The sequence below is a fragment of the Amycolatopsis sp. NPDC054798 genome, assembly GCF_053611505.1.
In genome coordinates, this window is record NZ_JBSHAM010000009.1 from 17986 (window position 1) to 29715 (window position 11730).

Consider the following 11730-nt stretch of genomic DNA (forward strand, 5'->3'; position numbering starts at 1 on the left):
TCCGGAAAGGACACTTCCGCCTCATGGGCAAGCACATCGTCATGGTCGGCTGTTCCGCGCCGAGCCACATCTATCCTTCGCTGGGGATCATCCGCGAACTGGTGCGCCGCGGGCACCGGGTCAGCTACGTCGTGGGCGAACCGCTCGCCGAGCTGGTCGAAGCGACCGGCGCGGACGTCGTCGCGCATCCGACGATCTTCCCGCTCGGCCCGGACGCCGAATGGCCGGAGGACCCGGCCGAAGCGATGCGCGTCTTCCTCGACGAAGCCGTCGCGATCCACCCGCGGCTGATCGAAACCTTCGACCAGGACCGGCCGGACCTGCTGCTTTACGACATCGGCGGGTTCAGCGCCCCGCTGCTCGGCCTCCGCTACGACGTGCCGGCGGTGCAGTTGTCCCCCACCTACGTCGCCTGGGACGGCTACGAGGAGGAACTCGCCGAGGTCCTCAAACCGATCCGCACCTCACCGTCCGGAGTGGACTACAACCGGGCGTTTACCGAGTGGCTGACGGAAAACGGCGTCGACGATGACGCCTGGACGTGGCTCGCGCGACCGGTGCCGACCCTGTCGCTGATCCCGCGCGCGATGCAGCCGAACGCCGACCGCGTGCCGGAGCGCGTGCAGTTCGTCGGCCCGTGCCTCGACCCAGCGCGCGAGGCCGAGCACTGGACTCCGCCGTCCGACGGAAAACCTGTGCTGCTCGTGTCGTTCGGCACGGCGTACAACGACCAGCTGGACGTCTACCGGTACTGCAGCACCGAATTCGAGGACTGGCACGTCGTGCTCTCGATCGGCAAGCACGTCTCGAAGGACGACCTCGGCCCGCTGCCGGAGTCGGTCGAGGCGCACGAAACAGTGCCGCAGCTGGCGATCCTCGACGTCGCGTCCGCCTTCATCACGCACGCCGGCATGGGCGGCTGCACGGAATCCCTCTGGTACGGCGTCCCGACGGTCTCCATTCCGCAGGCTGTCGACCAGTTCGGCAACGCCGCGCAGCTGGAAGCGTTGGGGGTGGGCAAGCATCTGCCCGCGGATCAGGTGACCGCCAAGTCGCTCCGCGAAGCCGTCGTGGAGGTCAGCAGTTCGCCGGACGTCGCGGCACGCCTCGCTGAGCTGCGCGCGGAAATCCGCGCCAACGGCGGGATTACCGCGGCCACGGACGCGGTGGAACGGTTCCTGAAATAAGCACGCGGCACCGCCCGGGCCTGGCAGCACCAAGCCCGGGCGGTACGGCTATCCGGCCCGGATCTCGTTGAGGTAGTTGTAAATCGTGTACCGGGTCACCTCGAGCTGCCCGGCCAGATGATCCACCGCGTCCTTGATCAGGAAGTATCCGGCCTCGTCCAGCTCCCGGACCACCGCCGACTTGTGCCGCTTCTTCATCAGCTCCACCGGAATCCCGGACTTCCCGATCGCCCGTCCGACGAGGAACCGCTGCAGGCTGTCGACGTCCGGCAGGAACGTTTCCTCCCGCCGTTCCTCAGACGTCTGCGCCGCCGCGGGCAGTTCGCTGTTCACGCACAGACACCCGATCGCCGTGCCCTCGGCGTCCCGCAGGAACAGCGTGGACGACCGGATCTCGCGGCCGTCCGGGCTGTGCGTGCGGTAGTTGGTCAGGTCCTGTGTCGTGCCGCGGCGGACGAGTCCGAGCAGCAGGTCCGTCATCGGCCCGCCGACCGAGCGGCCGGTGAGTTTCCCCGCGATCGCGACGATCGAGTCCGGCAGCCGCGAAAGGTCGTGCAGCAACACCTCGTTGCCCGGCCCGAGCATCGCCGCCAGCCCGTCCACCGCCGGAACCAGCGCGTTGAGCAGCTCATGCGTCGCGGTGCCCGAAGCCGACGCGACCGGCACCACCCGGCGAGGCCGCAGCAGCGTTTCCAACGCATCCCGCACCAGGTCCGCGGCCGCCGCCGGAGTCGACGCGTGCGGCGACAATCGGACATGTTCCGGACGCACTGTCGCCGCGATACCCGCCGCGGTCAACGCCGCCCCGACCTGCTCCGCCGGCTTGTCCGGCAACGAAAACGCGAGAATCCCCGCCCGCCGCTCAGTCGCCGACACGATCTCCGCGCCGAACGAGCGCAGCACTTCCTCCAGCTCGCCGACGCGTTCGCCGATCCGGCCCGCGATCGCCGCGACGCCGGTTTCCTCGACCAGTTCGAGCGCCGCCGCGAACGCACCGGACGTGACCGGGCTGAGGTTCGAGAGCGACCAGCTCGCCGCGGTCGGGTCGGCCGGGTGGATCTCGTTGTCGAACAGACCGGGGTCGCGCGCGCCGGTCCAGCCGGACAGGATCGGGTCCATCCGCGCCAGCGCCCGGTCGGACAGCACCGCGAACCCGGTGCCCCAGCCCGCCCGCAGCCACTTCTGCCCGCCGACCACGAGCACGTCGGCGACCTCCCACGGCGCTTCGACGACCCCGAAACCCTGGATCCCGTCGACCACCAGCAACCGGTCGCCCACCACCTCGCGCAACGCGGCGAGATCGGCCCGGTAACCAGTGCGGAAATCGACCGCGCTCACCGAAACGACAGCGGTTTCCGGCGTGAGCGCTTCGGCGAGCCGATCGGCGGTGACGTAACCGCCCTCCAGCCGCCGCATCCGCACCCTTCCGGCCTGTTCGGCGCGCGCCCACGGGTAGGTGTTGGCCGGGAACTCCGCGGCCGAAACGAGCACTTCGCCGTGGCTGTTGAACGCCGCCTGGAACAGGCCGAGACTGGTGTGCGGGAGCAGCACGGTGTGGTCGGTGTCGCTGCCGCAGAGCCGCGCGGCCGCCGCCTTCGCCCGGATCTCCTGCCGCATCAGCTCGTCCACAGTGGACGGACCGGCCTTGGTCGTCGCCTCCAGCAGCCGGGCGGTGGTGTCGAGCACGGCGTGCGACGGAGGCCCGAACCGCGCGAAGTCCAGGTAGCCCGCGGGCTCGTCGAACTGGAGCAGGTACCGGGGCGGGATCCGGGTCACGAGAGGACCCGCGCGAGGAACTGCCGCGTCCGCTCGTGTTCCGGAGTTTTCAGCACGCGTTCCGGCGGCCCGGTTTCGACCACCGCGCCGTCGGCGAGGAACACCACCTCGTCGGCGGCCTCCGCGGCGAAGGCCATCTCGTGCGTCACGACCACCATCGTCATCCCCTCCCGAGCCAACGTACCCATCACCGCGAGCACCTCCCCGACCAGTTCCGGGTCCAGCGCGGACGTCGGTTCGTCGAACAGCATGAGCTTCGGCTTCATCGCCAGCGACCGGGCGATCGCGACGCGCTGCTGCTGCCCGCCGGACAGTTGCCCTGGGTATGCGCCCGCCCGGTCCGCGAGCCCGACCCGGTCGAGCAGGTCCAGCGCCTCTTTCCGGGCTTTCGCCGGGTCGACGCCGAGCACCCGCACCGGCCCCTCGACCACGTTTTCCAGCGCGGTCCGGTGCCCGAACAGATTGAACCGCTGGAACACCATGCCGATGTCCCGGCGCTGCCGCGCGACGTCCTTCTCCCGCAGCTCGTAGAGCTTGCCGCCGCGAAGCTTGAACCCGATCGGCTCGCCGTCCACCCAGACCTGGCCGCCGTCGATCGTCTCGAGGTGGTTGAGGCAGCGCAGAAACGTGCTCTTCCCCGCCCCGGACGGCCCGAGCAGGCACACCACCTGTCCTTTGTGGACTTCCAGATCGATGCCCTTGAGCACCTCGGTGTGCCCGTAGTTCTTGCGGACCCCGACGGCTTTCAGCAACGGTTCAGACACGCGCACCCCTCACCAGCGGCATCCCCTTGAGCGCCTTCCCGACCCGCGCGGCCGGGCTCCGGTCGGCTGCCCCGAACGATCGTTCAAGGTAATGCTGGCCGACACCGGCCACGGTGACCACGACCATGTACCAGATCGCCGCTGCGATCAGCGTCTCCATCACCAGCAGGTTGTTGGACGAGATGTTGTTGGCCGCGTGGATCAGCTCGGTCACGCCGATCACCGACGCCATCGACGTGCCCTTGAGCATGTTGATGAAGTCGTTGCCGGTCGGCGGGATGATCACGCGCATCGCCTGCGGCAGCACGACCCGGCGCAGCGTCGCACCAGGCGTCATGCCGATGGATTTCGCGGCCTCGGTCTGCCCGGAGTCGACGCTCGTCAGCCCGGCGCGCACGATCTCCGCCATGTACGCGCTCTCGTTCAGCGCCAGCCCGAGCAGCGCCGCGGTGAACGCGCTGATCAGCACGTTCGTCGGCTCGTGCACGAGGTAGCCGCCGAAGGGCAGCGGGATCGAGACGGTCGGGAAGATCAGCGCCAGGTTGTACCAGATCAGGATCTGCAACAGCACCGGAAGCCCGCGGAACAGCCAGATGTAGGCCGCCGCGAACCATTTCGCGACCGGATTGGCGCTGAGCCGCAGCAACGCGATCAGGATGCCGAGCACGATCGCGATCGCCTGCGCGATCACCGCCAGCACGACGGTGTTGAGCAGCCCGAGCGCCATCACGCGGTAGAAGACGAAGTCGGGTACTGAGCCCCACTCGATCTGCGCCTGCGCGAGCGCGAAACCCAGCAGTACCAGCAGCGCGACGATCACCGCCGCGCTGACCCAGCGGCCCCAATGCCGCAACCGGACGATCGGCAGCGGTTCAGCTTCCGCCATTGACAGCCGCCTCCTTGATCGCGCCCTGCTCGACGCCCCAGGACTGCAGGATCTTGCCGTACGTCCCGTCGGCGACGAGCGACTGCAGCGCCTGCTTGACCGCGTCGCGCAGCTTCGAGTTGTTCTTCGCGAAACCCATCCCGTACGGCCCGCCCTCGATCGGCTGGCCGGGCACGACCTCGAAGAACTTGCCGTCGCCCGCGGTGCGCGAGATGTAGACCGCGCTCGGCAGGTCGTTGAGAATCGCCGCGACGCGACCGGTGCGCAGCTGATTCTGGTTCTGGTTGTCGCTGTCGGTCGCGGTGACCGTGATCGCCGGCTTGCCGGCCTGCGTGCACTTCGTGCTCTGCGCGGTCGCGAACTTCTGGTGACTGGTGCCCTGTACGACTGCCACGTTCTTGCCGCACAACGTGTCCGGCCCGGTGATGCCGTCCGGGTTGCCCTTGCGGATCATGATCGTGATGCCGGACGAGAAGTAGTCGACGAAGTCGATCTGCTGCTGGCGTTCCTTGGTGTCGTTCATCGCGGCCATGGTCAGATCGACGCGGCCGGACTGCAGGCTCGTGATCAGCGAACCGAACGCGAGATCCTGGTACGCGACGGTCACCCCGAGCTTCGCCCCGACCGCCTTGGCCAGATCGACCTCGTAGCCGATCGGCGTCTTGCCGTCCGCGGCGTAGAAATTGTTCGGCGCGGATTGAATGTTGGACGCCAGCCGCAACGTCTTGGCCTGCACGACAGCCGGCGGCAACGCTCCGGCGAGCTGCGGGTCGGCCTTGATCGCGCCGAGCAGCGCAGTGTTGTCCGGAATAGCGCTCGGCTTCTGCTGTTGCCCACCGCCGGCCCCGTCGGGACCTCCTCCGCAGGCGGTGGCGAACGCGAGCAGGCTGCCCAGCAGCACGGCCTGCCAGGCACGGGAACGAAGCGACGACATGCGGATCCTCCAGGACGTCGTTGGTTCCGCGGGACGCTACAACTGGTTGTTAAAGAGGTCAACAAGCAGTTGAATTTTTGTCTCGTCTAGCGTGCGGACATGACACTCGACGAGGGCTTCCGCCAGTTCTGGACCGAACGGCGGCTCGCGTCGCTCACGACGGTGCGCCCGAACGGAACGCCGCACGTGGTCGCGGTAGGCGTGACGGTCGACTTCGAACAGGGCATCGCCCGCGTGATCGCCTCCGGGACCTCGTACAAGGCCCGCCTCATCCGCGCAGCGGGAGACACCGGCCTAGCCGCCGCGGTGTGCCAGTTCGAGGGCCGGACCTGGTCCACGTTGGAAGGCAGAATCCGCCTCCTCGACGACGCCGCTTCAGTCCGCGACGCCGAAGAGCGCTACGCCCAGCGGTACCGGCAACCTCGGGAAAACCCGCAGCGAGTCGTCCTGGAACTCACTATCGGACGGGTGCTGGGCAACGCCTGAGGTTCCTGCTTGCGTCCCTGCCTGGATGGTTCTCAGTACGTCCGGATCTTCCCGATCACGTTATGGCAGCAGTGCTTCTCGCGGGCGGACGCTGCGCGGACGGCGGCCTATCGCTAGCACGTACCTGCCCGGTCCGACGCTCCACCGCAGCGCCCCTCCGCTCCGGCCTGCGCCGCACCCCGCGCCAAGCAGTGATCCTGACCGGCCGCCCTGATCAGTCGCCCCAGGCACACGCCCAGCCATCGTCTCGGTCGACTGCCCTGATCATCCGCCCCAGGCGATCGCCCTGGTCGCCCACCCCAACCGTCCCCGGTCGACTGTCCTAGACACCCGCCCCGGTCGATCGCCCCAGTCATCCGTCCCGGCCAATCGTCTCGGTCACCTGCCTCGGTCAGCCGCCCCGGTCGGGCACCCCGGCCACTAGCCACAGTCGGCTAACTTGGGCAGACGTCCCGGGCGATCGCCCGAACCAGAAGCCCGGTCAACCACCCACCTAGGCCGCTCGCCCAGCCCTCTCAGCCACTAGTCCCAGGCGCTCGCCCGGGCCATAGCCCCAGGCGGTAGTCCCGGCGTCTGCCCCAGACAGTCACCCCAGCCGACTGCCCTGGGCAGTCGCCCCGGCCACCTGACCTGGGCAATCGCCCCAGTCACACGAACTGCGCCAGCAACCCTTCCGCACTGCGGACCACAACCTGCGCCGCCGCCCGCTCCGCCAGCGCCCGGTCCGGCCGTTCCGCCTCATGCCGCCACCGCATCACCGCGTCAAGACCGGCCTCATACATCTCGCGCGGATCCGTACCCACCGCGAGCCCCAGCCGTTCCTCCGGCGCTGTCCCTTCCGCCCCCAGCAACTGCACAGCTTCCTCCGCCGCTTCCCCCGCCAACGCGGTACGTCCGCCGCGAATGTCCGCGATCAGCCGCAACTCGCGGAAGTCATGCGCACTGGCCGAAAATCGCTCAACCCGCGCCGCAAGCCGATCACTGTGCGGCCGAGGCTCCGCGTTTAACACGGTCTCCAACCGAATCAACGCCGTCCGCGCACGCAACGCGTCCGCACGCGCAGCGAAACAACCCGCGATAGTGTCGCGAAGCTCGCCAAGACCACTACGCCGCACCAGTTCCGTCGACAGCTTCACTCGGTCGTCACAGCCCGTACGGATCAACGTCAGCGCAAGCTTCACCCCGAACAACCCGAAGCGAACCACCAACGACCGTCGCGTCTCGACCGAAACTGGCCCCGGAAACGCCGGATCAGTAAATGAATCCACCGACAGCAGATACCGCTCCAACTCCTCACGAGGCACCGCTGCGAAGGCGGCAAGAAGCTCGAACTCGTCGTCGGTGAACGCGCGCGCCCCGTACGCAAGCTGCGCCGCCACGGCGATCACGCCTTGGAACCCGCTGCACAGCGGATCTTCGCGCCACGCGCGTCGCGCAATCTGCTTCGCGGTGAGCAGTGCGTCAATCCGTCCCGCGCCCGTCTCGTCCGCGCGCGCAAGCACAAGGATCGTGTCGACGGCCGTCTGCCGCGCGAACGCAGACGGAGAGGTCGGACGCAACGTCGCCAACTGGTCTGGCTCAAGATGACGCAAAAGCCGCACAGAGGCGTCAGTAAGCGTCGAGGGATGCGGCGCATCGAGAAACTCCAGATCGCGCAACGCCCGCGTCGGCCAATCCCCCAACGCCGCGGTCAACGTGGTCTTCCCAGTCCCCGCAGCTCCGCCGATGCTGACCCGAAGCGGCTCGTCGAGGTGGTCAAGCGCTTCCCTCAGCAACGCCGACGCCCTCGGACTGTCGCGGTAGTACGCACAAGCATCCGCCAGAAGAGCCCGAACGTCCTCAACCACGCGCGACACCACTCCTCACTCGACGCACACCACCCGGCACAACCCCGAACATCCTCGACTACCCGGCACTGCCCCGCTCACCGAATACCGAAGCCGACCCCCATCAACCCAGGCGACAGCTCTCCGGAACACCCTCAACCGCCCAAGAACGCCACATTCCCGACAACCGAACCTCCACGACGCAGCCGCATCTCCCGCTCAGCTCGCGCGACCGGAGAGATTCAACCCCGACGAACCACACCGCAACTCATCACCGACGCGGCTCTGCCAGGCAAACTCGTCCCAGCTCGCCAAACTGCCTGCGCCGCAGCAAAACGTCTCAACGCACCACAGGCCAACTCACTCCCACGATGCGGAACCCACTCCACAACCCCTGACGACGCACAGGCGTCCAGAAGCCGCGCCGCATCCCGTCAACACCCGCCCCACCGAAGGCTCAGCCAGTCCCGAAGAAAACCACCAGCACAACCAAGACGCTCCGCCGTCCCCAAAGAAGTCGCGCAAGCAATTCGTCGGGCGGCCGACCGACGTCCCCAGTGGTCCGCCTCGCCCGGCGAGCCAGCCAAAGTCGCGCAAGCAGTTACTCCGACCGCCGACCGGCCGACGTCCTCAACCCGCGGAAAGCCCGCAGTACCAGCAAAGTCCGCCGCTCAGCGAGTCTCAGCCAACGTCACGCAGGCAACTCCTTAGGCACCCGATTAGCCAGCATCCCCAGCTCCCCAGCCCGCTTGTGCAACCCCGCGAGCCGGTCGATCTCCCGCCGCAACGCTGCGCTGCGCCGCTCCCGCTCGGCCGACCCGGCGATGATCATCTCGCGTTCCCGCGTCAATTCGTCGGCAAGGCTGTCCGCGAGCTCAGTGAAGTGGTCCCGCAATCGTCGCTGCACATGACGGATCGCGTCGCGGCATTCCTTGCTGAACCGCAGGAACACGTCGTCGACATGCCGTTGCGCGGTCATCTTGGCCACCGCCTGCCGACGTTGCAGCCGCATGCCGCCCTCGTCGGCGATCGTCTTCGCCGCGAACGCGACGCCCGCCCCGATCGACACCGGGTTGATCAACGGCAACCCCGCCAATCCGGTCACCAGGCCGAACATCAGCACACCGCCGTACGAACCGCGCAACCCGGTGAACGCTTTCTGGCCGATCTTGAACCGCTCGATCCGCGGCTGCCGCACCTCGGCGATCCGGTCCGCACCGGAGTCGGTCAAGGCCAGTTCCGGCAGTTCGTACTGCGCGCCGAAACTCACCGCCACCGCTTGCGCGATCCACTCCGCGCGCTCGGCCGCGAACGTGTAGGTCGTCTCGACCGCTTCCGCGAGCGTGCTGTCCAGCCACGGTCCGAACTCGTCCCACACCTTCACCGGATCACCGCGGTCGAAGGTCTCATCGATCGTCTCGACGATCTTCCGGGTGCGTTCGCGCAGGTCGTACTCGGCATCGGACTGAAGGTCGGCGATCTCGTCCGACAGCAGGTTCTGCCACCGGCTGTTGCGGCGGCGCAGTTCCTCGGCGCGACGTTGGGAGCGTTGCAGCAACGTCGCCTGGTCGATGCCTGCTTCCTGCCCCGCTGCTTCGGCCCGCGCGCGCAAGGTCTCGACCAGCTCCGCTGCCGCCGCGCGCACGCTCACCGCGGCGAGCAACGCGGCCGTGCTCTCCGCCGGCCGCGAAACCTGCGTCGCGATCCAGGAAAGCAGCTCGGGGAATCCGGACCGCGCGTTGAGGTCTTGGTCTCCGCCCTTGGCCGCGGCGAAACGAACCGTCGCCGACACCGGCAGCACCGGCGAGTCGATCCCAGCCGCCGACAACGCGGTCCGGTTCTGCTCAGCAACCGTGCGCCATCCGGCGCTGACATCGATCTTGGTCAGCGCGACAACCACGTGCGGACACCACGTGCGGATGTGATGTGCCAGCGCCAGCTCGGCCTGGTCCAGCGGAGCGGCGGCGTCGGAAACAAGAATGACCGCGTCAGCGTCCGCGAGGACATCAAGAGCGGCAGCCGTGCGAGGCGACCTCGGATCGCCGATCGCCGGGGTGTCGATGAGTACCAAACCCGCGGACAGCAGATCGCGCGGGACCCCGACCTCGACCCGCCGCAGCGAGCCGGCCGGCCGGGCACCGACCTCGCCGGTCAGCTTCTCGATCTCGACCGGGACGCGTTCGTCAGCGCGCCCGACGAGCGTCGCACCGGGTTCGGCCGCGTACTTGACTTCGATCGGCACCGCGGGGGTCGCCGCGTCGCCGACCGGGCAGACCGGCGCGTTCAGCACCGCGTTGACCAGGTAACCCTTGCCTTGCTTAGGGAATCCGAGCACAGCGACCCGCGTGCCTCCCGGTGGCCGGTCCCGACGCCGGCGAAGGCGCTGGGCCAGATCCTCGCGGCCGTGCGTCCGGCAGGCATCCGAGGTCTCAGCGAGCACTTCGAGCCAAGCTGGAGCCGTCACGGCGAACAAGTGTCCCCCGTGTACGGGGAGTATCCGAACCGGGTGGTGGCTCCGCGGTCGCACCCAGACCGCAGAGCCACTCCCGGACTACCCTTGCTCAGAGGGAAATGTGCAGCTCACCGCCGCCGTGCGAGGTCTCCGCACCGGCGTGCAGGTCAAGGCCGAGGCCCTGGTGCCCGAGGTCGGAGACCGTCGAGACGGTGTCGTGCACCATGCCCACGCCAGCGTCGGTCCCGGTGTGCGCCTCGGTGGCGGCGTCGGAACGCTCCGTCTCGCCGTGCGAGATGAGCGAGTGCGCCTGCTGGGTCACGCCGTTCACAGCGTGGTTCAGGCCGTCGGCGCTGAGCGCGCTGCTCAGGCTGCCGACGTGCTCGGTGACGGACCCGACAGCGTCGCTGACGTGCCCGGCAACCCCGCCGCCGGCTTCGGTCGCGTGGGCAGCGACCTGTCCAGCGGAGTTCGCGACCGGCAGGTCGCTGACGTTGACCGGCGAAGCGGCCGCGAGCTCGCCGCCGACGTGCTGCACCTGCGAGATGGCACCGTCGGCCGCGGCGGCCGCCTGCCCGCTCGCCTGCGCGACGGCGCTGGAGTCCAGCCCGCTGGCCAGGTCGTTGCCCAGGGCGAGTGCACTGGTCGGGTTCTGCACCAGCGCGGTGACGGAGGCGGCAGCGTTCTGCACGTCGCCGACTCCCGGAACCGAGGGCAGCCCCGGAACGGCCGGGACAGCCGGAACCGACGGCAGCTCGCCGGCCGCCGGCAGCGCCGGAACCGCGCTGGCGACGTCACCGAGACCAGGCAGCGCGCCGACGCCCGGGAGAGCACCGGCACCCGGCAGCTCGCCGAGGCCGGGCACCGTCGGAAGGTCGCTGAGGCCCGGGAGCTCGCCGGCTGCCGGCAGCGCCGAAGCACCGGCCACGTCGCTGACGACGGGCAGTTCGCCGAGGCCAGGCAGGTCGCCGACGGCCGGAAGCGCGTCCGCGCCCGGCAGCTCGCCGAGACCGGGCAGGTCGCCCACGCCCGGCACCGCCGGCAGCTCGCCGAGGCCCGGAAGCTCCGGCGCGCCTGCGGACGCCGCCGCACCGCCGGCCGGAAGGCCGAGCGAGGCGGTGAGCGCCTGCAGCTGCTCGATCGCGCCCTGCGGGCCGTCGCTGAGCGCAGTGGTCAGGTCGCCCGCCTGGGGCAGGTGCCCAAGCGAGGCCAGGTGGTCCACCGGGACGTAGTCGAGCACCAGCGGCGCGACCTCGTTCACGTCGGCGGCGCTGATGTCGCCCAGCCCGGCAGCGGCCAGCGCGGCCTGCGGGTCCTGGCCGAAAGCGGCGAGCGCGGACGGGTCTTGGAGCAAGGTGAGCGTGAAGTCGTGCAGAGTCTGCACCGGGTCCATCGGGGATCTCCACTTGTCGTGATTAC

9 protein-coding genes are annotated in these 11730 nt (G+C 69.0%); 2 read left to right on the forward strand and 7 right to left on the reverse strand.

Annotated elements, in window-relative coordinates:
• Positions 1-23: 23 nt before the first annotated feature.
• Positions 24-1187 (forward strand): macrolide family glycosyltransferase, encoded by a 1164-nt coding sequence (locus tag ACWGIC_RS08075; protein ID WP_452075171.1) that lies wholly within the window; start codon positions 24-26, stop codon positions 1185-1187.
• Between the two features lie 48 nt (positions 1188-1235).
• On the opposite strand, the gene ACWGIC_RS08080 is transcribed toward ACWGIC_RS08075, so the two are convergent.
• The 4 genes from ACWGIC_RS08080 to ACWGIC_RS08095 are packed head-to-tail and all read right to left on the reverse strand — an operon-like array spanning position 1236 to position 5547.
• Positions 1236-2963 (reverse strand): aminotransferase class V-fold PLP-dependent enzyme, encoded by a 1728-nt coding sequence (locus tag ACWGIC_RS08080; protein WP_452075172.1) that lies wholly within the window; start codon positions 2961-2963, stop codon positions 1236-1238.
• On the reverse strand, positions 2960-3727 hold the full coding sequence (locus ACWGIC_RS08085; RefSeq protein WP_452075173.1) for an amino acid ABC transporter ATP-binding protein: 768 nt from the start codon (positions 3725-3727) through the stop codon (positions 2960-2962). Before ACWGIC_RS08085 ends, ACWGIC_RS08080 begins: the two co-directional genes overlap by 4 nt.
• Positions 3720-4613 carry an amino acid ABC transporter permease gene (locus ACWGIC_RS08090; RefSeq protein ID WP_452075174.1) on the reverse strand — a complete coding sequence of 298 codons (894 nt, stop codon included), beginning with the start codon at positions 4611-4613 and terminating at the stop codon, positions 3720-3722. Before ACWGIC_RS08090 ends, ACWGIC_RS08085 begins: the two co-directional genes overlap by 8 nt.
• Positions 4600-5547, reverse strand: coding sequence for an ABC transporter substrate-binding protein (locus ACWGIC_RS08095; protein ID WP_452075175.1), 948 nt, complete (start codon positions 5545-5547; stop codon positions 4600-4602). The genes ACWGIC_RS08090 and ACWGIC_RS08095 overlap by 14 nt, the downstream gene beginning before the upstream one ends.
• A gap of 99 nt (positions 5548-5646) precedes the next feature.
• Between ACWGIC_RS08095 and ACWGIC_RS08100 the strand changes: the two genes are divergently transcribed.
• Complete coding sequence (locus tag ACWGIC_RS08100) at positions 5647-6033, forward strand: pyridoxamine 5'-phosphate oxidase family protein (protein ID WP_378310477.1); 387 nt, start codon at positions 5647-5649, stop codon at positions 6031-6033.
• Positions 6034-6680: 647 nt separating this feature from the next.
• Here ACWGIC_RS08100 and ACWGIC_RS08105 read toward each other — a convergent pair.
• From ACWGIC_RS08105 to ACWGIC_RS08115, 3 genes are all read right to left on the reverse strand, one after another.
• Positions 6681-7880, reverse strand: a complete 1200-nt coding sequence (locus ACWGIC_RS08105; RefSeq protein WP_452075176.1) for a GTPase — start codon at positions 7878-7880, stop codon at positions 6681-6683.
• 670 nt (positions 7881-8550) lie between these two features.
• The gene (locus ACWGIC_RS08110; protein ID WP_452075177.1) at positions 8551-10323 is read right to left on the reverse strand and encodes a dynamin family protein; all 1773 of its coding nucleotides are present in this window, start codon (positions 10321-10323) and stop codon (positions 8551-8553) included.
• Between the two features lie 97 nt (positions 10324-10420).
• On the reverse strand, positions 10421-11704 hold the full coding sequence (locus ACWGIC_RS08115; RefSeq protein WP_452075178.1) for an IniB N-terminal domain-containing protein: 1284 nt from the start codon (positions 11702-11704) through the stop codon (positions 10421-10423).
• Positions 11705-11730 lie beyond the last annotated feature (26 nt).

Coding starts and splice junctions, on each gene's coding strand:
- ACWGIC_RS08075 (WP_452075171.1), top strand. CDS start 24: ATGGGCAAGCACATCGTCATGGTCGGCTGTTCCGCGCCGAGCCACATC.
- ACWGIC_RS08090 (WP_452075174.1), bottom strand. CDS start 4,613: ATGGCGGAAGCTGAACCGCTGCCGATCGTCCGGTTGCGGCATTGGGGC.
- ACWGIC_RS08095 (WP_452075175.1), bottom strand. CDS start 5,547: ATGTCGTCGCTTCGTTCCCGTGCCTGGCAGGCCGTGCTGCTGGGCAGC.
- ACWGIC_RS08100 (WP_378310477.1), top strand. CDS start 5,647: ATGACACTCGACGAGGGCTTCCGCCAGTTCTGGACCGAACGGCGGCTC.
- ACWGIC_RS08115 (WP_452075178.1), bottom strand. CDS start 11,704: ATGGACCCGGTGCAGACTCTGCACGACTTCACGCTCACCTTGCTCCAA.